The sequence below is a fragment of the Bacillus sp. FSL M7-0003 genome (assembly GCF_038628485.1).
In the GTDB taxonomy this organism is placed as follows: domain Bacteria; phylum Bacillota; class Bacilli; order Bacillales; family Bacillaceae; genus Bacillus; species Bacillus safensis.
Genome location: NZ_CP152024.1, coordinates 3,346,714 through 3,370,846, shown reverse-complemented (window position 1 = coordinate 3,370,846; position 24,133 = coordinate 3,346,714). Strand labels below are relative to the sequence as shown.

The 24,133-nt window shown below is 43.6% G+C and carries 21 protein-coding genes; 16 read left to right on the top strand and 5 right to left on the bottom strand.

Features of this window, described 5'->3' with window-relative positions; all coding sequences use genetic code 11:
* Positions 1-423 precede the first annotated feature (423 nt).
* On the bottom strand, positions 424-1,395 hold the full coding sequence (locus tag MHI23_RS17290; RefSeq protein ID WP_098677160.1) for a S66 peptidase family protein: 972 nt from the start codon (positions 1,393-1,395) through the stop codon (positions 424-426).
* Between the two features lie 152 nt (positions 1,396-1,547).
* Here MHI23_RS17290 and cls (MHI23_RS17285) point away from each other — a divergent pair, with 152 nt between their 5' ends.
* From cls (MHI23_RS17285) to MHI23_RS17275, 3 genes are all read left to right on the top strand, one after another.
* Entirely contained in the window at positions 1,548-3,050 is a 1,503-nt protein-coding gene (cls, locus tag MHI23_RS17285) for a cardiolipin synthase (RefSeq protein ID WP_255290968.1), read from the top strand.
* A gap of 105 nt (positions 3,051-3,155) precedes the next feature.
* A complete protein-coding gene (locus MHI23_RS17280) occupies positions 3,156-4,871 on the top strand; it encodes an ABC transporter ATP-binding protein (protein ID WP_098677201.1) in 1,716 nt (571 codons plus the stop codon).
* A gap of 244 nt (positions 4,872-5,115) precedes the next feature.
* On the top strand, positions 5,116-6,114 hold the full coding sequence (locus MHI23_RS17275) for a S66 peptidase family protein (RefSeq protein ID WP_098677161.1): 999 nt from the start codon (positions 5,116-5,118) through the stop codon (positions 6,112-6,114).
* Between the two features lie 229 nt (positions 6,115-6,343).
* Here MHI23_RS17275 and MHI23_RS17270 read toward each other — a convergent pair whose 3' ends face one another.
* The 3 genes from MHI23_RS17270 to cls (MHI23_RS17260) all read right to left on the bottom strand — a co-directional run bounded on the left by MHI23_RS17270 (position 6,344) and on the right by cls (MHI23_RS17260) (position 8,843).
* Positions 6,344-6,598 (bottom strand): hypothetical protein, encoded by a 255-nt coding sequence (locus tag MHI23_RS17270; RefSeq protein ID WP_024423759.1) that lies wholly within the window; start codon positions 6,596-6,598, stop codon positions 6,344-6,346.
* Positions 6,599-6,671: 73 nt separating this feature from the next.
* Positions 6,672-7,634: a UV DNA damage repair endonuclease UvsE gene (uvsE, locus tag MHI23_RS17265; protein ID WP_098677162.1), complete on the bottom strand. Its 963-nt coding sequence runs from the start codon at positions 7,632-7,634 to the stop codon at positions 6,672-6,674.
* Between the two features lie 12 nt (positions 7,635-7,646).
* Complete coding sequence (gene cls, locus MHI23_RS17260) at positions 7,647-8,843, bottom strand: cardiolipin synthase (protein WP_098677163.1); 1,197 nt, start codon at positions 8,841-8,843, stop codon at positions 7,647-7,649.
* A gap of 143 nt (positions 8,844-8,986) precedes the next feature.
* On the opposite strand from cls (MHI23_RS17260), the gene MHI23_RS17255 reads away from it, so the two are divergent.
* The 8 genes from MHI23_RS17255 (at position 8,987) to MHI23_RS17220 (ending at position 18,488) form a co-directional block, all read left to right on the top strand.
* Positions 8,987-11,098 (top strand): heterodisulfide reductase-related iron-sulfur binding cluster, encoded by a 2,112-nt coding sequence (locus MHI23_RS17255; RefSeq protein ID WP_034622513.1) that lies wholly within the window; start codon positions 8,987-8,989, stop codon positions 11,096-11,098.
* A gap of 103 nt (positions 11,099-11,201) precedes the next feature.
* Entirely contained in the window at positions 11,202-12,395 is a 1,194-nt protein-coding gene (locus MHI23_RS17250; protein WP_098677164.1) for an acetyl-CoA C-acetyltransferase, read from the top strand.
* A complete protein-coding gene (locus MHI23_RS17245) occupies positions 12,395-13,258 on the top strand; it encodes a 3-hydroxybutyryl-CoA dehydrogenase (protein WP_098677165.1) in 864 nt (287 codons plus the stop codon). Before MHI23_RS17250 ends, MHI23_RS17245 begins: the two co-directional genes overlap by 1 nt.
* A gap of 11 nt (positions 13,259-13,269) precedes the next feature.
* Positions 13,270-14,382 (top strand): acyl-CoA dehydrogenase family protein, encoded by a 1,113-nt coding sequence (locus MHI23_RS17240; protein ID WP_268421727.1) that lies wholly within the window; start codon positions 13,270-13,272, stop codon positions 14,380-14,382.
* A 16-nt stretch (positions 14,383-14,398) separates the two neighbouring features.
* The gene (locus MHI23_RS17235) at positions 14,399-15,541 is read left to right on the top strand and encodes an acyl-CoA dehydrogenase (protein WP_025093873.1); all 1,143 of its coding nucleotides are present in this window, start codon (positions 14,399-14,401) and stop codon (positions 15,539-15,541) included.
* Between the two features lie 146 nt (positions 15,542-15,687).
* On the top strand, positions 15,688-15,885 hold the full coding sequence (locus MHI23_RS17230; RefSeq protein ID WP_342492123.1) for a hypothetical protein: 198 nt from the start codon (positions 15,688-15,690) through the stop codon (positions 15,883-15,885).
* A 216-nt stretch (positions 15,886-16,101) separates the two neighbouring features.
* Positions 16,102-16,641: a DNA-directed RNA polymerase subunit delta gene (rpoE, locus tag MHI23_RS17225; RefSeq protein WP_024423751.1), complete on the top strand. Its 540-nt coding sequence runs from the start codon at positions 16,102-16,104 to the stop codon at positions 16,639-16,641.
* A 239-nt stretch (positions 16,642-16,880) separates the two neighbouring features.
* The gene (locus MHI23_RS17220) at positions 16,881-18,488 is read left to right on the top strand and encodes a CTP synthase (RefSeq protein WP_342492122.1); all 1,608 of its coding nucleotides are present in this window, start codon (positions 16,881-16,883) and stop codon (positions 18,486-18,488) included.
* A 40-nt stretch (positions 18,489-18,528) separates the two neighbouring features.
* On the opposite strand, the gene MHI23_RS17215 is transcribed toward MHI23_RS17220, so the two are convergent.
* Positions 18,529-19,059, bottom strand: coding sequence for a DUF2529 domain-containing protein (locus MHI23_RS17215; RefSeq protein ID WP_342492121.1), 531 nt, complete (start codon positions 19,057-19,059; stop codon positions 18,529-18,531).
* 180 nt (positions 19,060-19,239) lie between these two features.
* Here MHI23_RS17215 and MHI23_RS17210 point away from each other — a divergent pair, with 180 nt between their 5' ends.
* The 5 genes from MHI23_RS17210 (at position 19,240) to glpX (ending at position 23,935) form a co-directional block, all read left to right on the top strand.
* Complete coding sequence (locus tag MHI23_RS17210) at positions 19,240-19,614, top strand: response regulator (RefSeq protein WP_003214681.1); 375 nt, start codon at positions 19,240-19,242, stop codon at positions 19,612-19,614.
* Between the two features lie 178 nt (positions 19,615-19,792).
* Positions 19,793-20,650, top strand: a complete 858-nt coding sequence (locus MHI23_RS17205; RefSeq protein ID WP_024423748.1) for a class II fructose-bisphosphate aldolase — start codon at positions 19,793-19,795, stop codon at positions 20,648-20,650.
* 111 nt (positions 20,651-20,761) lie between these two features.
* On the top strand, positions 20,762-21,400 hold the full coding sequence (gene fsa, locus MHI23_RS17200) for a fructose-6-phosphate aldolase (protein WP_024426351.1): 639 nt from the start codon (positions 20,762-20,764) through the stop codon (positions 21,398-21,400).
* Positions 21,401-21,647: 247 nt separating this feature from the next.
* Entirely contained in the window at positions 21,648-22,937 is a 1,290-nt protein-coding gene (locus MHI23_RS17195; protein WP_103131722.1) for a UDP-N-acetylglucosamine 1-carboxyvinyltransferase, read from the top strand.
* Between the two features lie 32 nt (positions 22,938-22,969).
* Complete coding sequence (gene glpX / locus MHI23_RS17190) at positions 22,970-23,935, top strand: class II fructose-bisphosphatase (protein WP_012011567.1); 966 nt, start codon at positions 22,970-22,972, stop codon at positions 23,933-23,935.
* The last annotated feature ends 198 nt before the right edge of the window (positions 23,936-24,133 follow it).

The window sequence follows — 24,133 nt, the reverse complement described above, 5'->3', positions numbered from 1 at the left end:
CTCATAGAAGGCATTGTTCTAGATTTATTTAATGGAACAACATGTCATCCACTCAAAACATGTAAAAACCCGCTATCTCTTGAGGATAGCGGGTTTTAAAAATTATCCAAGTGTATTAATAATGTTAGAAATAGAATCAAATAATTGGCTAAGTACATCAGAGAACATAGAGTGTGCCTCCCTTCGGTAAGCATGTAGTATGTGTGCGTCAAATGAAATTATCCAAGTGTGTTTATGATGTTAGAGATAGAATCGAATAATTGGCTAAGTACATCAGAAAACATGTTTTTGCCTCCTCTCTTTTCTTTTTACATCTACTTAACGAAGGGAATGAAGGGTTGGATCACTTTTTCTAAAAAAATTTTAAAAAAGATAGTGTTATAGAAAAAAGCACCGCCTATTCGGGTGCTTTTTGGTCTTAAGTTATGAATGAATGCGCAGCTTCACGTCTCCATTTGTACACGCTAGCTGAACGTTTCCGCCAATCGGGAAGGTGAAGACTGGCTGTGTATGTCCGAAATCGACATCGTAAATCACAGGGATGTGTTTGAGCATTGGATGTTTATCTAGGATGAATCTTAAATGTTCCTCTGTCATGTTGGATTTCTTCTGAAAGCGTCCGATGATCAACCCTTTGATTGTTTCTGCATGCTGCAAGAGAGAGGTAAGGTCTCTGGCGAACATTTCAGGGAACACCAGCTCATCATCTTCCACAAATAAGATGGCATCCTTTACATTCGGCATAAACGATGTCCCTTGCAGTAAGTTCAGTGTACAAAGGTTTCCGCCAAACAAGGTGCCTTCAGCTGTTCCTTCCTGATATATGTTCCATTTCGTCGGATGAAACTGCCTGTTCGCTTGATCGAGATACCACGCGTCATCACTCCATTTTGTCGAAGGAATCACATCAAACGGTTCGCCGCCGTTCATCAAGCAAGCTTGAAACATGGCGGTCTGCTCTTCCTGTCCCTGCTCCATTTGAAAGCTTGAGAAATGGGGGCCAGAATATGTCACCATATCACATTTCGCTGTAATGGCGTTTGCAAGTGCAGTGATGTCACTATAGCCGCAAAGGACTTTAGGATGCTGTCGGATCAAGTCGTAATCAATATAAGGCAAAAGTTCATTGCAGTTAAAGCCTCCGATGGCTGTCAAAATACCATCGACCTCATCATCTTTGAACGCCTCATGCAGATCAGACAAGCGGTGTTCAATAGACGATGAGGAATGAATGTCACATTCAAACACATGCTGTCCAAAAGAGACAGTGAAACCTAAAGACTCTAAACGTTTTTTCGCTTGAGAAATTCCTTCTTTTGATAAAATGCTGGCACTTCGGCTTGGGGCGATGACACGAATATGCCCGCCTTTTTTTAAAGGTGAGGGTGTATGCATAAACAAATCTTCCTTTCCATCACGTATTTCTCCATTATATCGGATCAAATAGCGCAAGTCTGTAAAGGCTAGGAGAAAGGAATGGGTTGTGCGTTTCATACAAGCTGTGCAAAGGGTATGGAAGAGAAAAAGACAGAATGAGGGCGGAGAATGTGAAAAAGAGAAGACTGGAATTTTTATTTTTATATTTTATGATATTTGGGGCATATGTGGTGTATTGGTGGACTGTGCCGGCGTGGAGCGTTCAGCTGTACGCAGCGATTTATATCGCCATTATTTTATTTAGTATCATCTCACTCATGCTGGAGAATCGTACATCACAGCACACGTTATTATGGATATATGTGCTGATTTTTTTCCCGATCATTGGCTATATGTTCTATCTGTTCTCAGGACAGCTCTATGTAAAAGGTCATTTATTCAAATCAAAGAGAATGTATAACCGTGAAAAATTAAGAAGAATATCTGAGCTTGAGAGCAAGCCGGATGAATCACGTTTAACTGATAATCAGCGTGGTTTTTTTCAATACACAGAAAAAGCTACAGGCATGCATGTGAATACAAATAGTGATATGGACATTTTAAAGAATGGAGAGGAGACGTTTCCCCGAATTTTTGAAGAGTTAAAAAAAGCAAAATCATTCATTCATATTGAATATTACATGTTTAAATCTGATTTCCTCGGCCACCGAATGATGGAGATTTTGATTGAAAAAGTGAAAGAAGGGGTAGAGGTCCGCTTCATATATGATGCGGCGGGCAGCATTCGTTTCTCACGAAAAGATATTAAACGCTTGAAGCAGGCAGGGGTCAAGGTCGCTCCTTTTCTACCTTTAAAATATGGATTCTTTAATCAAAAATTCAATTTCCGAAATCACCGGAAAATCGTCATTATTGATGGAGAGACAGGGTTTGTCGGCGGGTTAAATGTCGGCAAGGAATACGTAGGACGGGATGAAAAGATCGGCTTTTGGCGTGATACGCATGCCATGTTAAAGGGTGAGGCTGTTCAGACCCTTCACTCCGTTTTTATGCTGGATTGGGAGTATGTATCAGATGAAGTATTAATTGATGATCCGAAGTATCATACGCCGCATTCTGTGACAGGCGATGATGTCATTCAGGTTGTACCAACTGGACCTGATATGAAAGAAAGTATGAGTGATTTATATGATGCTCTCATTTCTAATGCGAAACAATTTGTCTGGATTGCCACTCCTTACTTTGTACCAAACGAATCGATTCGCACTGCGCTCAAAATCGCTGCCACAAGAGGGGTGGATGTGAGGGTGATGGTACCGGAGATCAATGACGGCTTTCTCACGCAATATGCCACAAGATCCTATTTTTCTGAGCTTCTAAAAGAGGGCATCAAGGTGTATCACTATCAAAAAGGGTTTATGCATCAAAAGGTGATGATTGCTGATGGAGAACTCGCCTCTGTCGGCACCGCCAATGTCGATATGAGAAGCTTTCAGCTCAATTTTGAGGTCAATGTCTTTACAGCTGCGAAAAAGCCAATTGAGCAATTGATGGCCCACTATGAGGAAGATATGAAGGAATGTGAGCAAATGGGTCCTGTACATTTTTATAAAAGAGGCTTAAAAGAGCGGTTGAAGGAATCATTTGCCCGGTTGTTTTCTGGCGTATTATGAGGATTTCCAGTCAATGAAATCATTTCCTGATCTAGTATTTTGAAGAGGATTCCTCTATAATTGAAAATGATTATCAATTATAGAGGAAATGAGGTTCTTTTACATATGCTAAAACGCTTTTTTGCCTATTACAGGCCCTATCGCGGTCTGTTCTTTTTAGATTTCTTTTGCGCTGTCGCAGTTGGATTAATGGAACTTGGTTTCCCGCTGATCGTGAACTACTTCATTGATACATTATTACCAACAGGGAATTGGACGGTCATTGCCTGGACCGCACTTGCTCTGTTTATCATTTATGCACTCAGCTCGGTTATGCAGTTTATTGTGTCGTACTGGGGGCACATGTTAGGTATTAATATTGAAACAGATATGAGGAAGAAGCTGTTTGATCATTTTCAGCGTCTCTCATTTAAGTTCTTTGATAACAACAAAACGGGTAAGCTTATGTCTCGGATGACAAATGACCTCATGTACATTGGTGAGGTGGCTCATCACGGACCTGAGGATTTGTTTATTGCAATTATGACGATTCTTGGTGCCTTTGCTGTCATGCTGATGATTAACTGGCAGCTTGCTATTTTAACCTTCTTGATCATGCCTGTCATCATCTGGCTCGCCCTTCATTTTAATAAGAAGATGACGCAGGCGATTACACAGCTGAACAATGACATTGGAGACTTTCATGCAAGGGTTGAAAACAATATTGGCGGCATTCGTCTTGTTCAAGCCTTTGCCAACGAACATTTCGAGAAAAAGCGTTTTGCTGAAAACAACAACCGCTTTCGGAAAGCGAAGCTTCTTTCATATAAAATCATGTCGGTCAACGGCTCAATCAGTTACATTCTCACACGTCTTGTGACACTGTTTGTCCTTCTGGCAGGGACATGGTTTGTTCTGCAAGGGCAATTAACGGCAGGTGGATTTATCGCGTTTGTTCTCATTACAAATGTCTTATTCAGACCGATTGATAAAATCAACACAGTGATTGAAATGTATCCAAAAGGAATTGCGGGCTTTAAAAGCTATGTCGATTTACTTGAAACAGAGCCAGATGTGAAGGATACAGAGGGAGCTCGTGATGTATTCGGGCTAAAAGGTGAAATTGAATATCGAAACGTGACATTTGGCTACGATGAGCACAGCCATGTGTTAAAGGATATCGATTTGAAGATCAAACAAGGAGAAACTGTTGCGTTTGTCGGTCCCTCAGGAGCCGGGAAATCGACGATTTGCAGTTTGCTGCCACGTTTTTATGATGTGGACAAAGGGGAGATTACGATTGATGGTGTGAGTACAAAATCGATGACCCTGTCTTCTTTAAGACAGCAGATCGGCATTGTGCAGCAGGATGTCTTTTTATTCTCAGGCACCATTCGAGAAAACATCGCGTACGGCAACCTAGAAGCCAGCGATGCAGAGATTTGGGAGGCTGTACGTCGTGCGCATTTAGAGGAACTTGTTCAGCGTTTCCCAGAAGGATTAAATACGGTGATAGGCGAGCGCGGCGTCAAACTGTCAGGCGGTCAAAAGCAGCGCTTGTCAATTGCGCGGATGTTCCTAAAAAATCCTTCGATTCTTATTTTAGATGAAGCTACATCAGCACTTGATACAGAAACAGAAAAAGCTATACAGGATGCACTGAGCGAACTGGCTGTCGGCAGGACAACACTCGTCATTGCCCACCGCCTGGCAACAATTAAACACGCCGACCGTATCATCGTCGTGACAGAGGAAGGCGTCCAAGAACAAGGCCGCCACCAAGACCTCATCCAAATGGGCGGCGTATACAGCAGACTGCATGAAGCGCAGTTTGGTCATTGATCAGTGCGTAGACAAACCCTCGCATTCGCCCGCAGTTCTGCGTGCCGGTGCTCACGAATGTCAATTCGCTCCGCTCCGGTACTCGTCCTTCCTAGGGCTGCAAAGGTTTTCTATCACGCTGAAAAGAAGACAAAGGGCTAAAATAAAGATCATTTTAGCCCTTTGTCAACAATCTGAGAGCTCTTTTGTTAAAGGGCTTTTTTTGTTAGGATAGAAAAAATGCGTGTAGGAAGGATCTGATGGAATGAAGGGGCTTCGGCGATTACAAAAGGGCGATAAGATCGGTATATTTTCACCTTCTAGTCCTGCATCAGCGACCTCGCCTCTTAGGTATGAGCGGGCGAAGAAGTGGCTTGAGCAAAAAGGATTCATTGTGGTTCCAGGATCATTAACAGGGAAAGAGGATTACTACCGTTCAGGTACAATTCAAGAACGAGCAGATGAGCTGAATGAGCTGATGGCTAGAGAGGACTTGGCGTGCATCATGTCAATGATTGGCGGGACGAATTCAAATAGTTTGCTGCCTTATCTTGATTTTGACCTGCTGAAACAACATCCGAAAATCATGATCGGTTATTCAGATGCGACAGCGATTCTTTTAGCGGCGTACGAAAAAACGGGACTGCCTGTTTTCTACGGGCCGGCGCTTGTTCCTTCTTTTGGCGAGTTTGAACCGTTTGTCACTTATACATATCAGTCGTTTGAGGACATCCTGAAGTCCCAGCAAACCATACCTTATCAGATTGAAAAACCGCCTTTTTGGACAGATGAACGAATCAATTGGGAAGAAAAGACGCGTGACAAAAAACAGCGTCCGAATGATTGGCTGTGCGCCATAGAGGGACAGGCAGAAGGCAGATTGATCGGCGGAAACTTGAATGCGATGTACGGCATATGGGGAAGTGAATTCATGCCAGCGGTGAAAAACGGAGACATCCTTCTCATTGAAGATTGTATGAAAACCGCGTCAGTTGTAGAAAAGAACTTCTCTTTATTGAAAGTAAATGGAGTGTTTGAACGGGTATCAGGGATTCTTTTAGGAAAACATGAGCTGTTTGATGATGAAGGAACGGGCAAAGAACCTTACGAGATTTTACTTGAGGTGCTCGGAGAGACAAAAAGACCACTCATCGCTGATTTTGACTGTGCCCATACGCACCCAATGCTTACGATGCCAATCGGGGCAAAAGTGAAAATGGATGCATCCTCCAAACAAGTTTGGTTAACAAAAGAGTGGATATAGCAAAAGAGCAGCCCGCGGCTGCTCTCCCAGCATGTAGACAAACCCTCGCATTCGGTGTCAGGCCTGCGTGCCGGTGCTCACGAATGTCAAATTCGCTCCGCTCCGGTACTCGTCCTTCCTAGGCTGCAAAGGTTTTCTATCACGCTGAAAAGAAGACAAAGGGCTAAAATCAACATCATTTTAGCCCTTTGTCAACCAATCTGAAAGAGCAGCCCGCGGCTGCTCTTCTTTATGAAACCGTCTCTTTTTCAAACGGCTGAAGGAGATCTTGCGCTTTTTTCCCCTCTACGACAATTAAGTAGTCAGACTCTAAATGAGTGAGCCTGAAGGTTTCAAGCTCTACGATGTTCTTAATGCTGCACATTGTTTTTTTAGAATACACATATATACGATGCTGAGCCTGCTGGCACTTTTCATAAAGAGAAATAAGCTTATGTAAATTCAACGCTTTCGCAGCGATTCGGATTGAATAGATTTGAGACATCTTCATATCCTCCTGTTAATTACTTTCTCACAATAGCTTTGTTACCCCCATTTGCACAAAGGTAAACCTTTCTTTATGATTTCCACTCAATGGTTCCTCCGCCCGTCCGCCGATTGCCCCTTATCGCAGACAGCTCTTCGACTAGACGGAGCAGAGCCTGATCCTTTAATTTTGCTTCAATCATGAAATCTACATCCCGGCCATACGGTTTTAATGCTTGAAAAAGCGGTAAGACAAAATTCATATCTACTCCATCTGCATGACTGCGTATAGCTTTTTCTGATTTAGGTGAAGACAAATGGATTTTGGGCGGAATGCCAGTGTTTGTCCACGTGTCGAACATTCTTGGCAGGATGTCATCGAGTGCGGCATCGTCATCTTTATTTGCCACATGATGATGGTAATCAAAAACAAACGGAATGTCATGCTTTTCACATACACCAAGCGTTTCGAGCGACGTATATGTTTTGTCATCGTTCTCAAGTGTCATTCTCGCTTTGATATGAGCTGGAAGCTGTTTGATATTTTCATCAAAGCGTTGGAGAGCCGATTCTTTATCGCCGTACGCCCCGCCTACATGAATGTTCATGTAGCCTTCCTTATCGAGCTTCATCGCCTCAAGCATCTGATAATGGTACGTCATATCGATGACGGCATTTTCTGTAATGGAAGGTTTGGGGCTAGTAAACAAGGTGAATTGATTGGGGTGAAAGCTGACCCGTAAGCCGTGCCGTTTCACCAGCTTGCCGATCTCAAGAAATTCTTTGTGAAAAGGTGTCACAAAGTCCCAGCGCACCTCTGGATGGGTCGCGAGCGGGACGATCGAGCTTGAAAAACGGTAAAGCGGGATATTATGAGCAATGGCGAAATAAAGCGTTCTTAATGTATTCACGAGATTGGCCTTCGTTGTTCGCAATAAAGCCTCTTTTCTTTCTCCCTTAGCGAGCTTGCTGTATCTAGCAAAGGTCAGCGACTTGGCAGGAGAAGCTTCCCACAAGGTGACGGCATTGGATACATAACCAAATCGATAACGCATAGGTCATCTCCTTTATAAAAAATACGAGAACATGGCGGCAACCCACTCAAGCGGCCGAGTGAAAATCGGACGCTTTGACAATGTTTCTTCTGTCAGGATCTCAGAAACCTCCATATGCTCCCGAATCTTTTCTTCTACGTGTGCAGTAAAAGCGGGATCATCAATGGCTACATCTACTTCTTCGTTTAAAAACAAGCTGCGTTTATCAAAATTCGCGGTACTGATCATACAGCGGCTGTGATCAATCAAAATGGCTTTCGAATGATAAAATCCTTTATAGAAACGATAAACAAGACATCCAGAGGCAATCAGGTCCTTCAAATAATGAAAGCCAGCCTCTTTGACAAGTGGATGATCCGCTTTCATTGGAATGATGATTTCAACTGTGACGCCCCGCTTTCGTGCATCAAGCAGCGCCTTTAGAAGAGGAGCTGATGGAATAAAATAAGGCGTACAGATGATGATGTGTTTTCTCGCCTGCTGAATATCTTGGAGAAATAAGGCTTCTAAAGAAAAACCGGCAGTCGCACGTGTTGTGCATTGTAATGTTCCCGGTTCCAATGCAGGGAAAACCTCATATTGCAGCTGATGAATGCCAGACGAACGGTACAAATCATTCAGAAATACATGCTGGAGATCTGCGACAACCTGTCCAGTCATCCGCAAATGATAATCCTTCCAAATGCCAAACCGGCCTTTCTTCCCAACATATTCATCACCTATATTAAATCCGCCAATATAGCCAATTTTCCCATCAATCACCGTAATTTTACGGTGATTTCTCATGTTTAGACGGTAAATCAAAAAAGGAAAACGAGGCTTATTTAAAAAGTAAAATTGAATGCCGCTTCTTTCTAGCATGTCAATCGCCTTTTGATCAAACGGATAGGAGCCTAATCGGTCGGTCAGCAAAAAGACGGAAACTCCTTGCTCCGCTTTGGCTTTCAATGCTTGTAAGACCCTTTGACCAATCTTGTCGTTCTTTACAATAAAGAACATCATATGAATAGAAGAAGAGGCCTGCTGTATATCGGTAAGCAGCTGATCGAAAAATGGTTCGCCATCATGATAAAAGGCAGCATCGCCGCTTGTTTGGTCAAAAGACCGTTCAAATGCGTGAGAAGAAAAATATTTTCTCCCCATATAAAGGTCTAACATCACGAGCAAAACGATGGCAATGAGTACGAGTAGGATGATCAATGCGATCATGAAACTTCCTCCTTTTTTGCATATTTCAATAGTGTACCCAAACGTGTAAAAAATATTGACTGAATACTCATTCATTATTTATGATAGAGGTACAACATGGAAACGGAACAAAGAGGGTTTTGGGGAATGAAAGGGGGAGCAAGATGAATAGCCTTTTAATCATCAACTTGATCGCATTTGCGGCGGTGACCGCTTACGCAGTGTATTTGTTTGTTTATCTCATTCGAACACGAGCGGCTTATATTCGTCTTGGTAAAAAAGAAGAGTTTCAACAAGACATGAAGAAACGCTTAGAGCGTGTTTGGGTCAATGTATTTGGGCAAAAGAAGCTGTTAAAGGACAAGAAGAGCGGCATCATTCACGTGCTGTTTTTCTACGGATTTATCCTTGTACAGTTCGGAGCCCTTGATTTTATTTTGAAGGGGCTTATTCCAGACAGCGGGCTTCCTTTAGGTCCGGTGTACGGCGTCTTTACGTTTTTCCAAGAGATTGTCACACTTCTCATTTTAGTGGCCGTTGTATGGGCGTTCCATAGAAGATACGTGGAGAAGCTTGTCCGTTTAAAACGAGGCTTCAAATCGGGTCTAGTGCTCTTATTTATTGGCGGCTTAATGCTGACAGTCTTACTTGGGAACGGCATGAACATCATCTGGCATGGACACTCTCTATCACCAACTGAGCCAATCGCTTCTGGTATTGCTTTCTTGCTGGGCGGAATTTCACCTCTTGCGGCTGCGATTGTTTTTTATGCCGCATGGTGGGTGCATCTTCTTATTTTGCTGACCTTCTTAGTATATGTTCCGCAGTCAAAGCACGCTCATCTAATTGCAGGGCCTGTGAATGTATTTGTCAGCAGATTAGACCCGCCAGGCAAGCTGCAAAAGATCGATTTTGAAGATGAGACACAAGAGACCTTCGGTGTGGGAAAAATTGAAGACTTCCGTCAGTCTCAGCTCATCGACCTTTACGCCTGTGTGGAATGCGGGCGCTGCACGAATATGTGCCCGGCAACAGGGACAGGGAAGATGCTGTCTCCGATGGATTTGATTTTAAGGCTAAGAGATCATTTAACCAATAAAGGAGCCGCTATTACATCAAAGACACCTTGGGTCCCGCAGCTTGCCTTCAAGCAGACAACAGGAAACCAACTGGCACTGCAGGCGAGAGGAGCAGGTGCGGAAGAGTCGGCTGCCAGCTCGATATATCATCCTTCTCTTATTGGAGAGGTCATTACAGAAGAAGAAATCTGGGCATGTACGACGTGCCGAAACTGTGAAGACCAATGCCCTGTCATGAATGAACACGTTGATAAGATTATTGATATGCGCAGATATCTTGTCTTGACTGAAGGAAAAATGGACGCAGATGCACAGCGTGCCATGACAAGCATTGAGCGCCAAGGGAATCCGTGGGGATTAAACCGGAAAGAAAGAGAAAATTGGCGTGAACTGAGAGAAGATGTGCATGTGCCGACAGTGAAAGAGCTGAAAAAAGCAGAGCAAACTTTTGATTATTTATTCTGGGTTGGTTCAATGGGGGCTTATGACAATCGAAGCCAAAAGATTGCGCTTGCCTTTGCGAAGCTACTCAATGAAGCGGGGGTCTCCTTTGCGATCCTAGGCAATAAAGAGAAGAACTCAGGTGATACACCAAGAAGACTCGGAAACGAATTTTTATTCCAAGAGCTTGCTGCAAAAAACATTGAAGAATTCCAGAAAAACGGCGTTACAAAGATCGTCACGATTGATCCACACGCCTACAACTTATTTAAAAATGAATATCCAGACTTCGGACTTGAGGCAGAAGTGTACCATCATACAGAATTACTGGCAGAGTTAGTGAAAGAAGGGAAAATAACACCTGTACATGAAGTAAACGAAGTGATTACGTTCCACGACTCTTGCTACCTAGGCAGATATAATGAAGTGTACGATCCGCCAAGAGACATTTTAAAAGCCATTCCTGGTGTGACGCTGAAAGAAATGGAGCGCAATCGTGAAACTGGTATGTGCTGCGGAGCAGGCGGGGGCTTAATGTGGATGGAAGAAGAGACGGGTACCCGGATTAACACTGCACGAACGGAGCAGGCGTTACAGGTACAGCCGTCCATCATCAGCTCAGGGTGTCCTTATTGCTTAACGATGCTGGGAGATGGGACGAAGGCGAAGGAAGTAGAGGAGCAGGTAGGCACATTTGATGTCGCCGAACTTCTTGAAAAATCAGTGTTTGGTGAGCCTGGAAAGCAGGTGTCGTAAACATGACAGGCCGATGAATAGGATGTTCATCGGCTTATCCATGGCGCTGTTTCATCAGCTGCCTAAATGATATGTAAGCGGTAACAAACGGGGAGGGGCATATATGAGTACGACGGTCATTGTATCTGGAGCAAGAACACCATTTGGAAAACTAGGCGGTGCTCTCAGTGGTTTGACTGCCGCAGAACTAGGCGGTATAGCGATCAAGGCTGCACTGGAAAGAGTTTCGGGTTCTCATGAAATAGATGAGGTCATCATGGGATGTGTGTTACAAGGAGGGCAAGGGCAGATTCCTTCAAGGCAAGCAGCAAGATATGCTGATCTTCCTTGGTCTGTTCCAACACAAACCATCAATAAAGTCTGTGCATCCGGAATGCGCAGTGTGACTGCAGCAGATCAAATCATTCGAGCCGGAGATGCTGAGGTCATCGCAGCGGGCGGTATGGAATCTATGTCTCACGCTCCTTATCTGCTAAAAAAAGCGCGATGGGGCTACAAAATGGGAGATGGTGCAGTACAAGATGCGATGATTTTAGATGGGTTAACCTGTTCGTTTACAGGCGTTCATATGGGTGAGTATGGAAGTATGGCTGCAAAGGAGCTCGGCATCACGCGCGAAGAGCAGGATCTGTGGGCACTCAGAAGTCATGAACGGGCCATCGAAGCGCAAAAAAACGGCTTTTTTCAACATGAAATCACCCCCGTCACCGTCAAAATAAAAACGGGAGAACGGCTGATCACAGAAGATGAGTCTCCGCGGCGTGATCCGTCATATGAACGGCTGTCTAAGCTCATGCCTGTTTTTGATCAGAAGGGGACCATCACCGCTGGAAATGCACCAGGTGTCAATGATGGTGCAAGTGCGCTCCTTTTAATGAAAGACACGTATGCTGCACGGCATGACGTAAAGCCAATGGCAGTCGTTCTCGGTCATGTTCAGGTTGCTGTAGAGGCGAAGGATTTTCCGAAAACACCAGCCTTTGCTATCGAGAAGCTTTTAAAGAAAACAGGAAAGCGCCTAGAGGATATTGATTTGTTTGAAATCAATGAGGCCTTTTCAGCTGTGGCTTTGGCATGTGAAAAAATAACCGGGATCGACCGGCGGAAAATGAATATCAACGGGGGGGCTGTCGCACTCGGTCATCCGATTGGGGCAAGCGGAACACGCGTCATATTGACATTGATTCATGCATTAAGACAAAGAGGCGGAGGCCTTGGCATTGCGGCGATTTGCAGCGGAGGCGGTCAAGGAGACGCCATCATGATAAAGGTAGATGCAAAGGGAGGTGTTTATTGATGAGTATAGAAGAGACCGTTATGGTCGTTGGGGCTGGTCAAATGGGATCAGGCATTGCCCAAGTGTTTGCTCAGTCAGGCTATACAGTCCTGCTTCATGATGTATCAGAAAAGCAGATTCATCGAGCGATTTCCTCCATGACCAAACAACTGACGAAGCGGGCAGAAAAAGGAAAGCTGGCACATCAGGCAGTCCGAGATATTACGCAGCGGCTTGCCGTTTCCACAGATTTAAAAGACATGCAACAGGCTCATTTAGTCATAGAAGCCGCATCAGAACAAATGAGTGTGAAAAAACAAATCTTTGAAACACTTGATCAATTTGCAGAGGCTGAGGCCATAATTGCGACAAACACGTCTTCCTTGTCGATCACAGAATTAGCAGCTGTGACGAGCAGACCGGATAAAGTGATTGGCATGCATTTTATGAATCCGGTTCCTGTCATGAAACTCGTTGAAGTCATTCGAGCACTGCAAACGAGTGATGACACATATCAAGTTGTTTATGAAACAGCGAAGACATTAAACAAAACCCCAATTGAAGTGGAAGACTTTCCGGGGTTTGTATCAAATCGCATATTGATGCCAATGATCAATGAAGCCATTTACACCCTGTATGAAGGCGTAGCAGATGCAGAAAGCATTGATGACGTGATGACACTTGGGATGAATCATCCAATGGGGCCGCTTCGTCTAGCTGATTTCATCGGACTGGATACATGTTTATTTATTATGAATACCCTTCACGAGGGACTTGGAGACAGCAAATATCGACCTTGTCCTCTTTTGAAAAAATACGTGAATGCAGGCTGGCTGGGCAAAAAGACAAAGAGAGGTTTTTACACATACCACGACCACTCATAGGGGGAGTCAAGATGGATGTTTTGCTTACGGATAAACAGCGTCTCTGGAGAGAACAGACAGCAGAATTTGCACGCCAGCGTATATTCCCTGAAGTAGAAGCCATGGAACAAGGCCGGTTTCCAAACACCCTTTTAAGTGAAATGGGGCGGAAAGGCTATCTAGGAATTCCAATACCAGCTTCGTATCAAGGCTTAGGAGCAGATTTTACAACGTATATCATCGCAATCCATGAATTATCGAAAGTGAGTGCGACCATCGGTGTCATTGTGTCCGTTCATACATCTGTTGTGACGATGCCTATTTTGACTTTTGGAACGAAGGAACAAAAAGAAACTTATGTGCCGCCGCTTGCATCCGGGAAGAAGCTGGGCGCCTTTTGTTTGACTGAACCAAAGGCTGGATCAGATGCCTCCAGTATTCAGTTAAGAGCAGAGCGTGTGGGCGGCGATTATGTATTAAGTGGGACGAAAATCTTTATCACAAGCGGCGGAGAAGCAGAACTGTATCTTGTCTTTGCGGTGACTGATCCGGCTTCTGCGAGAAAAAATATATCGGCGTTCATTGTCGAGAAAGATACGCCGGGATTTACGATTGGAAAAGATGAGAAAAAGATGGGACTGCACGGTTCAAAAACAGTCACGCTTCATTTTGATGGCGTGCGGATTCCAAAAGATCAGCTGCTCGGTGCAGAAGGAGAGGGCTTTCAAATTGCCATGTCCAGCCTAAATGCAGGGAGAATCGGAATTGCGGCTCAAAGCCTTGGCATTGCAGAAGCCGCTTTAACCGAGGCAGTGACCTATTTAAAGAAGCATCCAGCAGGTCTTGAAACGACGATTCGGCTGGGCGACTTGGCGGCGAAGCTTGAGGCAGCCAAACTGCTCGTCTATCAAGCGGCTTCTTTCAAAGAGGCAAATCGACCGGTCACTAAGGAAGCATCAATGGCAAAGCTATTTGCTTCAAAAACGGCGGTAGAGATCAGTACAGAAGCGATCCATTTGCTAGGCATGGATGGTTATACGAATCGCTATCAAGCAGAACGTTACTTTCGTGATGCGAAAATTTGTGAAATCTATGAAGGAACAAGTGAAATTCAAAGGCTGGTCATCTGTAAACAGCTAATATGAAACGAGGTGGCTCACGATGCAGTTCCAATTAAGTGATGAACATGAAATGATTCAAAAAATGGTGAGAGACTTTGCGAAAAATGAAGTGGAGCCAACAGCAGCAAAGCGAGACGAAACAGAGACATATGATCCATCTATTTTTCGCAAAATGGCGGAGCTCGGTTTGACGGGTATCCCTTGGCCGGAAGACGTGGGCGGAATTGGTAGTGACTATTTAGCCTACGTCATAGCAGTTGAGGAGCTTTCAAGAGTGTGCGCCTCTACAGGTGTCACCCTGTCCGCTCATACATCTCTTGCTTCATGGCCAATCTATACATTCGGAACAAAGGAACAAAAAGAGAACTACTTAAAGCCGCTTGCAGAAGGGCAGAAGATGGGAGCATACGCACTAACTGAGAGCGGTTCTGGTTCAGATGCTGGCGGAATGAAGACAACGGCCGTCAAGGCAGGCAGTGAATATGTCCTGAACGGGGCGAAAATTTTTATTACAAATGGAGGCATTGCAGATTATTATATTGTGTTTGCCGTAACAGACCAAGAAGCTTCGTCTCGAAATACAACTGCTTTTATTGTAGAAAAAGAGACACCTGGTTTTTCCGTTGGCAAAAAGGAAAGCAAACTGGGCATACGTTCTTCGCCAACAACTGAAATTCGATTTGAAGATTGCCGAATTCATGAAAGGAACCGGCTCGGTCAAGAAGGAGAAGGTTTCAAAATAGCCATGATGACACTCGATGGCGGTAGAAACGGCATTGCTGCACAGGCGGTTGGGATTGCTCAAGGCGCTCTTGATGCGGCGGTTGATTATGCCAAGGAGCGTAAACAATTTGGCAAACCAATCATTCAGCAGCAAGGGATCGCCTTTAAGCTGGCTGATATGGCAACAGCGATTGAAGCATCAAGGCTGCTTACTTACCAGGCGGCATGGCTCGAAACGAAAGGCCTCCCGTATGGAAAGGAATCTGCCATGTCCAAGCTCTTTGCCGGTGATACAGCGATGAAGGTGACGACAGAAGCGGTTCAAATCTTCGGCGGGTACGGCTACACAAAGGATTACCCAGTCGAACGATACATGCGTGATGCGAAAATCACTCAAATTTATGAAGGAACTCAGGAAATCCAGCGTCTGGTCATCTCAAGGAAACTGCTAGATATGTAGAAAACAAGCAAAGACCGCCTGAACGTGAGGTGGTCTGTTTTCGTTTGTCATGCAGTTTTCAAATGTAAGCGCATTGTCAATGTTCATCCATATCATCATCGTATTATGTTAAAATTAGGGAAAATATCAATATGGAGGTTATGATGATGAACTCAACAATTATTGGCATTTTGGCAATCGTCACGATGGTGATCTGGATCATGGTGTCCGCGGAGCTTTCGAAATCTCCAAAAAAGCAGGAAGAAAAAGAAAACAGCCGCAGAAAACTAATCGTACTCATGTCTGCTGGAATGTTATTCACGATTCCTATCGTTGTCTCACTCATACAGAACATCCCATTTTAAAACAGACGAGAAAAAACTGAACGACAAAAAGCATACCGTACACACTCTAGGTGCTCCCCGTGAGAAAAATCAAAAATTAACATCAATAAAGGTGGCATAAACTCCCCTAATTTGTTTATAATGAGAGGTATGGTTTGTCGTAAGAATAAGGTATAAGTACTTATTATTTCACTGATAAATGGATACATACATGTAATAGAAAGGGAGTGTCTGACCTTGAGTTTGAAAGAATACTCACAGGAACAGCTCAAACAAATGTCTTTAGTTGAACTTGCTTATGAAATTTTCAGAGACAGTAAAACACCAATTACGTTTTCCGAGTTAATAGATGAAATTGTCCGTTTGCAAGGAATACAAAAATCCGATCTAGATGATCGACTTGCTCAATTTTATACAGACTTAAATATAGATGGCCGCTTTATTTCGTTAGGTGATCAGAGATGGGGACTTCGCAGCTGGTATCCAGTTGATCAAATCGAAGAAGAAGTTCAGCCAGCTGTGAAAACAAAAGCGAAAAAGAAAAAATCAAAAGCAGCTGTCGTTGAAGATGACTTCGATGAGATCGAAGAGGAAGAAGAAATCGACGAGCTTGAAGAAGATCTTGATCTTGTTGAAGACGACGATGATCTCGACCTAGACGATGATGAAGAAATTGAAGAAGATCTTGAAGACTTCGACGAAGATGATGATGAAGATGATGACGGCTTAACGGAGATTGATGAAGACGATTTAGACGATGATGAGGAAGACAAATAACCCTCTCAAACCGGTCTTCAAAACAGGACAAAACCGTCTTGACTTTCGAGAGCGAACTATGTAGTATGTATTTTGGGCTCTCTAAAAAAGAGTACGTAAAGATACGTTCATTTACGCTCCCTTTCATTTATTTGAAAGGGAGCTTTCTTATTTTTCAAGAGATTTAGGGATACACTCTAAAAAGGATGAAGCTGTGCATGTGTAGACATGCAAGGGTAAAAAAGAGAGGAGCATACGAAATGACAAAGTATATTTTTGTAACAGGAGGAGTTGTTTCCTCACTTGGAAAAGGAATCACGGCTGCATCGTTAGGCCGCCTTCTGAAAAATAGAGGGATGGATGTTACCATTCAAAAATTCGATCCATACATCAACGTAGACCCGGGGACAATGAGTCCATACCAGCACGGTGAGGTTTTTGTCACAGATGATGGTGCTGAAACAGACCTTGACTTAGGTCACTACGAGCGTTTCATTGATATTAACTTAAACAAGTACAGCAATGTCACAACTGGTAAAATCTACTCTACTGTTCTGAAGAAAGAGCGCCGCGGTGATTACTTAGGTGGAACAGTACAGGTCATTCCCCACATTACAAATGAAATCAAAGACCGCGTGTACCGTGCCGGAAAAGAAACGGGTGCAGATGTGGTCATTACAGAAATCGGCGGAACAGTAGGAGATATCGAATCCCTTCCATTCCTTGAAGCCATTCGTCAAATGAAGAGTGACATCGGCCGTGAAAACGTGATGTACATTCATTGTACCCTTGTTCCTTACATCCGTGCAGCGGGTGAATTGAAAACAAAACCAACACAGCATAGTGTAAAAGAACTTCGCAGTCTTGGTATTCAGCCAAACGTCATCGTGGTCAGAACGGAAATGCCAATGACGCAAGATATGAAGGACAAAATTGCGCTATTTTGTGATATTGATACAAAAGCTGTTATCGAATGTCAGGATGCGGACACGCTATACTCCATTCCGCTTGATTTACAAAAACAAGGGCTGGACAAGCTAGTATGTGAACATATGAAACTTGACTGCCAAGATGCGGACATGACGGAGTGGACAGCGCTTGTTGATAAAGTGCAAAACCTTTCGAAACAAGTCACAATTGGTCTTGTAGGGAAGTATGTTGAGCTGCAAGATGCTTATATTTCAGTCGTTGAATCACTTCGTCATGCTGGTTATGCGTTTGATGCAGATGTTCAAATTAAATGGATCAATGCAGAAGAAGTGACAGCAGAGAATATCGCTGATTTCGTACAAGATGTTGACGGTATTATTGTTCCTGGAGGCTTCGGAGACCGCGGAGTAGAAGGGAAAATCATTGCTACGCAATATGCCCGTGAATACAAAGTGCCATTCTTCGGAATCTGCTTAGGAATGCAAGTGGCATCTATCGAATACGCGAGAAACGTATTAGGCCTTGAGGGAGCTCATTCAGCGGAAATTGATCCTGAAACAGCATTCCCAATCATTGACCTTCTTCCAGAACAGAAGGATGTAGATGATCTAGGCGGAACACTTCGTCTCGGTCTATACCCTTGTAAATTAAATGAAGACTCAAAAGCATTTGCTGCATACAATGACGAAGTGGTCTACGAACGCCACCGTCATCGCTACGAGTTTAATAACGAATACAGACAGCAAATGGAAGCAGCAGGCTTTGTCTTCTCAGGTACAAGTCCAGACGGACGTCTTGTTGAAATTATTGAGCTGAAGGATCACCCTTGGTTCCTTGCTTCTCAGTTCCACCCAGAATTTGTTTCAAGACCGACAAGACCACAGCCGTTATTTAGAGATTTCGTTGGTGCTTCACTCCAAGCATCTGAATCAAAATAAAACAAAAAACTGCCGAGAATATCACTTCTCGGCAGTTTTTTTATTCATATTCCTCAACGATTTCCTTCACAGTAAACGATAGAGCGTGGTAGACGTATAAGCAGGTCATTAAAGCAGGATAACCAAACCTTGTCCCATCTTCAGCGGGCACAAGCGGTTTCTTGAGCTGGAAATCAATGTGGATATCACAATGCTCTTCAATCGTGGACGGCTCCTTTTGTGCCGGTCCTACACCAACAACGGGTGTTCCTTGTTCGTGCAGTTCTTTGATAAGAGATTGAATTTCTGGATCTTCTGGGTCTGAATAAAATAGCAGCACCCTGTCACTTGGATGAAGTAAGCTGCGCTCCTTTTGATCGAGGGGCAGTACCTTCGCACCGGGAAATGGCTCCTTGCTTTCAGATGCCTCTAGGGCGACAGCAGCCAGTTCATTCTTTCCATGAAAATAAACGGCATGTCCACTGACCACAGCCTGTGCAAGAAGGCGTGCACCGTCCTCAATCGCTTCAGCCTGCTTTTCTCCAATACGTGAAAAAATACCTGATAACTGGGTCGTAAAAATTTTTAACAAGACTCATTTCCTCCTTCGGTCAGATCATTTTATAATAGAATATAAAGAGAATATTAGGAAAAATGCTCAGAAAATGTCGTAAAGTAAACTATTATAATTAAAGGAAATGTGAAAATCAAACAGAATTATTTAACAACAGCTCTTTTTATGGCGAAAAATGAAAGCAATGGGGTGTAACAGATGAATGAGAAAATTTTAATTGTCGATGATCAGTACGGTATTAGAATATTATTGAATGAAGTGTTTCATAAAGAAGGCTATCAAACCTTTCAAGCTGCCAATGGACTTCAGGCATTAGATATTGTGAAAAACCATAGACCGAACCTTGTCCTGCTTGATATGAAAATTCCCGGAATGGATGGTATCGAAATTTTAAAACGAATGAAATTAATTGATGAAGACATTCGAGTCATCATTATGACAGCCTATGGAGAATTAGATATGATCCAAGAATCCAAAGAACTCGGTGCATTGACGCACTTCGCTAAGCCTTTTGATATTGATGAAATCCGAGATGCTGTTAAAGAATACCTGCCGCTTGAAACAAATGGCTAGATGGAAATGATTGAATCGAGTCATTCTGTTGCCGATTTGTCGAATAATTGGTATTCTAGAAAAGAAGAAGAAAGCGATCTGACTTTGAAAGTTTACATATGGCGAGAAATTCTGGTCATGCTAGGGTGGAGAGCTTTTTTTAGCAAGCAAATTAGCTACATAGGGAGGATTTTTCATCATGCCTTTAGTTTCAATGACAGAAATGTTGAAAGACGCAAAGGAAAAAGGTTACGCTGTTGGACAGTTTAACTTAAATAACTTAGAATTCACGCAAGCGATTTTACAAGCTGCTGAAGAAGAGAAATCTCCTGTTATCTTAGGAGTATCTGAAGGAGCAGGACGCTACATGGGCGGCTTCAAAACAGTTGTCGCAATGGTTAAAGCGTTAATCGAAGAATATAATGTAACAGTTCCTGTTGCGATTCATTTAGATCACGGTTCAAGCTTTGAATCTTGTGCAAAAGCGATTCATGCAGGATTTACTTCTGTCATGATCGATGCTTCTCACCATCCATTCGATGAGAATGTGGAAACAACTGCGAAAGTCGTTGAACTTGCACATTTCCATGGTGTGTCTGTAGAAGCTGAACTTGGAACTGTTGGTGGACAAGAAGATGACGTCATCGCTGAAGGCGTTATTTATGCTGATCCAAAAGAGTGCCAAGAGCTTGTAGAACGCACTGGTATTGACTGCCTTGCACCTGCATTAGGTTCAGTACATGGTCCATACAAAGGTGAACCAAACCTTGGTTTCGCTGAAATGGAAGAAATCGGTAAAACAACTGGTCTTCCACTTGTTCTTCACGGCGGAACAGGTATCCCAACTGCTGACATCAAGCGTGCAATTTCACTTGGTACAGCAAAAATCAATGTAAACACTGAAAACCAAATTGCTTCTGCGAAAGCAGTACGCGAAACACTTGCTGCAAAAACAGAAGAGTATGATCCACGTAAATATCTTGGACCAGCTCGTGACGCAATTAAAGCGACTGTTATCGGCAAAATGCGCGAATTTGGTTCTTCTAACCAAGCATAATTTGATGAGAACCGAAAGCCGCCTGAGTCACAGGCGGTTTTCTCCATATCTTGAGAAAGCGCAATCAAATTTACATTTCAGACAATTTATTGATAGGAGAGTGGCACAGTTATGTTATTTTTCGTAGATACAGCGAATATTGAAGACATCAAAGAGGCGCACGAGCTTGGCATTTTAGCAGGCGTCACAACAAACCCTAGTTTAGTAGCGAAAGAAAAGGACGTCTCATTCCACGACCGCCTTCGCGAAATCACTGACGTGGTATCAGGTTCTGTCAGTGCAGAAGTGATTTCCTTAAAAGCAGAGGAAATGATTGAAGAAGGAAAAGAGCTAGCTGCCATTGCACCGAATATCACAGTCAAAATTCCAATGACTACAGATGGCCTTAAAGCTGTCAAAGCATTAACAGACCTTGGAATTAAAACAAACGTCACATTGATTTTTAGTGCAAACCAGGCACTTCTTGCAGCTAGAGCTGGTGCGACGTATGTTTCTCCATTCCTTGGCCGCTTAGATGACATTGGCCAAAATGGTCTTGATCTCATCAGCGAAGTGAAAACTATTTTTGATGTTCATGGATTAGATACACAAATCATTGCTGCATCCATTCGTCATCCGCAGCATGTGACAGAAGCTGCGCTTAGAGGTGCTCATATCGGCACAATGCCGCTGAAAGTCATCAAGCAGCTGACGAAACACCCATTAACGGATGCAGGCATTGAGCAATTTTTAGCAGACTGGAATAAATAAATGATTGTGGCAGGCGGGATCGTCTCTCGTTTGCCGCAGTTTTCCTTATAAACGCTAAGAAATGTTTTGTGCAAAGAAGAGAACATCACAGCCTCGCAAAGCTTCGATTATTTTTCTTCCGACAAATTTCGTTTAACCTGTATTCTTTCTCTTGATATTGGCTAAATTTTGGACAAGACCTTTTAAAGCGCGACATCCACAAACAGTATAACTCCAACAGTGATCTTCTTTAAGAAGGGAGACAAATATGGAAAAGTTAAACATTGCCGGCGGTGATCCCTTGCGCGGGACCGTACATATTAGTGGTGCGAAAAATAGTGCTGTGGCACTGATTCCTGCCACGATTCTTGCTGATTCTCCAGTAACCATTGAAGGCCTTCCGCATATATCAGATATCGACACATTGCGAGATCTGTTAGAAGAAATTGGCGGAAAGGTCACTTTTGAAAAAGGTGAAATGGTTGTGAATCCTGTTTCCATGATCAGTATGCCGCTTCCTAATGGAAAAGTGAAGAAACTGCGTGCATCCTATTATTTAATGGGCGCCATGCTGGGCAGATTTAAGCAGGCTGTCATCGGACTGCCAGGAGGATGCCACTTAGGACCTAGGCCGATCGATCAGCATATCAAAGGCTTTGAAGCACTTGGAGCCGAGGTGACAAACGAGCAGGGTGCGATTTATTTGCGTGCTGAAAAATTAGTCGGAGCCCGGATTTATCTTGATGTTGTCAGTGTAGGTGCGACGATCAACATCATGCTGGCAGCCGTACTGGCTGAAGGAAAAACCGTGATTGAAAATGCTGCAAAGGAACCCGAAATTATTGATGTAGCGACACTGCTTGCAAGCATGGGAGCCAAAATCAAAGGTGCGGGTACCGATGTCATTCGAATCGAAGGTGTAGAATCTCTTCATGGCTGTAAGCATTCAATCATCCCTGACCGCATCGAAGCAGGAACATTTTTAATAGCTGGTGCAGCGATGGGAGATGAAGTTGTACTTGATAATGTGATCCCAACTCATTTAGAATCAATTACGGCGAAACTTAGAGAAATGGGGTTCACCATTGAAACGAGCAACGATCAGATGCTGATCGTTGGCAGAAACGAAGGACTCAAGCCTGTCGATATCAAAACCCTTGTGTATCCGGGCTTTCCGACTGACCTTCAGCAGCCGATGACGGCGCTGTTAACAAAAGCAAAAGGCACGAGTGTGGTCACAGATACGATCTACTCAGCCCGCTTTAAGCACATTGACGAATTGCGTCGAATGGGTGCAAACATGAAGGTTGAAGGAAGATCTGCTATTATTACCGGACAAACACGGCTCCAAGGAGCAAAGGTCAAAGCAAGTGATCTGCGTGCAGGCGCTTGTCTTGTTGTCGCAGGGTTAATGGCAGACGGTGTGACCGAAATCACAGGGCTTGAACATATAGACAGAGGATATAGTTTGCTTGAGAAGAAGCTTGAAGGCTTGGGTGCAACCATCTGGCGTGAAAAGCTGAATGACCAAGAAATAGAAGAACTTCAAAATTCATAAGGCTTTGACTGTGAGAGGAGATTTGGACAAAAATGGAAAGAAGTTTATCGATGGAACTAGTACGGGTGACAGAAGCAGCTGCATTAAAATCTGCCCGTTGGATGGGAAGAGGATTAAAAGACGAAGCGGATGATGCTGCAACAAGTGCAATGCGTGATGTATTTGACACCATTCCGATGAAGGGGACAGTGGTCATTGGCGAAGGAGAAATGGACGAAGCACCAATGCTTTATATTGGGGAAAAGCTTGGGAACGGATATGGACCTCGCGTGGATGTCGCTGTTGATCCATTAGAAGGAACAAACATTGTGGCAAGCGGCGGCTGGAATGCCTTAGCTGTCATTGCAGTTGCAGATCATGGCAACCTGCTGAATGCACCTGATATGTACATGGATAAGATCGCAGTAGGTCCAGAAGCGGTAGGCTGCATCGACATTGAAGCGCCTGTCATTGATAATCTTCGCGCTGTTGCAAAAGCAAAAAACAAAGATATTGAAGATGTGGTTGCAACGATTTTAAACAGAGATCGACATGAGAAAATTATTGCTGAACTGAGAGAAGCAGGAGCAAGAATTAAACTGATCGACGATGGTGACGTTGCAGGAGCCATTAATACAGCATTTGATCACACAGGTGTTGATATTCTATTTGGTTCAGGCGGAGCGCCTGAGGGTGTCCTTTCTGCTGTTGCATTAAAGGCACTTGGTGGTGAAATTCATGGTAAGCTTCTTCCTCAAAGTGAAGAAGAACTAAGACGCTGTGAGAAAATGGGGCTGGATGTTGGGAAAGTCCTCAGAATGGAAGATCTCGTAAAAGGAGATGACGCCATTTTTGCAGCGACAGGTGTAACGGACGGAGAATTACTTAAAGGTGTTCAATTCAAAGGCTCTGTTGGAACAACACATAGTGTTGTCATGCGTGCGAAATCAGGTACGGTTCGTTTCGTAGACGGCAGACACAGCTTAAAGAAAAAACCGAATCTTGTCATTCGTCCGTAATCTGAAAGCGGGTATTCATTACCCGCTTTTCATATAGGTGTCAAATGTATATCATTTTCTTTTAAAAGTTGAATATTCTCTGCAAATGAGGTAAAACTAAAGAGTGCTGCGAAATTTTCTGCGAATTTACTTCTTTTAAGCTTCAACAAGTTTAAATACTGCCGCATCATGACGATATACTCATTATCCTTCTCTATG

Coding starts and splice junctions, on each gene's coding strand:
- MHI23_RS17235 (WP_025093873.1), top strand. CDS start 14,399: ATGCAGTTCCAATTAAGTGATGAACATGAAATGATTCAAAAAATGGTG.
- MHI23_RS17240 (WP_268421727.1), top strand. CDS start 13,270: ATGGATGTTTTGCTTACGGATAAACAGCGTCTCTGGAGAGAACAGACA.
- MHI23_RS17255 (WP_034622513.1), top strand. CDS start 8,987: ATGAATAGCCTTTTAATCATCAACTTGATCGCATTTGCGGCGGTGACC.
- MHI23_RS17230 (WP_342492123.1), top strand. CDS start 15,688: ATGAACTCAACAATTATTGGCATTTTGGCAATCGTCACGATGGTGATC.
- MHI23_RS17280 (WP_098677201.1), top strand. CDS start 3,156: ATGCTAAAACGCTTTTTTGCCTATTACAGGCCCTATCGCGGTCTGTTC.
- MHI23_RS17195 (WP_103131722.1), top strand. CDS start 21,648: ATGGAAAAGTTAAACATTGCCGGCGGTGATCCCTTGCGCGGGACCGTA.
- MHI23_RS17210 (WP_003214681.1), top strand. CDS start 19,240: ATGAATGAGAAAATTTTAATTGTCGATGATCAGTACGGTATTAGAATA.
- MHI23_RS17245 (WP_098677165.1), top strand. CDS start 12,395: ATGAGTATAGAAGAGACCGTTATGGTCGTTGGGGCTGGTCAAATGGGA.
- glpX (WP_012011567.1), top strand. CDS start 22,970: ATGGAAAGAAGTTTATCGATGGAACTAGTACGGGTGACAGAAGCAGCT.
- MHI23_RS17205 (WP_024423748.1), top strand. CDS start 19,793: ATGCCTTTAGTTTCAATGACAGAAATGTTGAAAGACGCAAAGGAAAAA.
- MHI23_RS17290 (WP_098677160.1), bottom strand. CDS start 1,395: ATGCATACACCCTCACCTTTAAAAAAAGGCGGGCATATTCGTGTCATC.
- uvsE (WP_098677162.1), bottom strand. CDS start 7,634: ATGCGTTATCGATTTGGTTATGTATCCAATGCCGTCACCTTGTGGGAA.
- MHI23_RS17270 (WP_024423759.1), bottom strand. CDS start 6,598: ATGTCTCAAATCTATTCAATCCGAATCGCTGCGAAAGCGTTGAATTTA.
- MHI23_RS17250 (WP_098677164.1), top strand. CDS start 11,202: ATGAGTACGACGGTCATTGTATCTGGAGCAAGAACACCATTTGGAAAA.
- MHI23_RS17220 (WP_342492122.1), top strand. CDS start 16,881: ATGACAAAGTATATTTTTGTAACAGGAGGAGTTGTTTCCTCACTTGGA.
- fsa (WP_024426351.1), top strand. CDS start 20,762: ATGTTATTTTTCGTAGATACAGCGAATATTGAAGACATCAAAGAGGCG.
- MHI23_RS17275 (WP_098677161.1), top strand. CDS start 5,116: ATGAAGGGGCTTCGGCGATTACAAAAGGGCGATAAGATCGGTATATTT.
- cls (WP_098677163.1), bottom strand. CDS start 8,843: ATGATCGCATTGATCATCCTACTCGTACTCATTGCCATCGTTTTGCTC.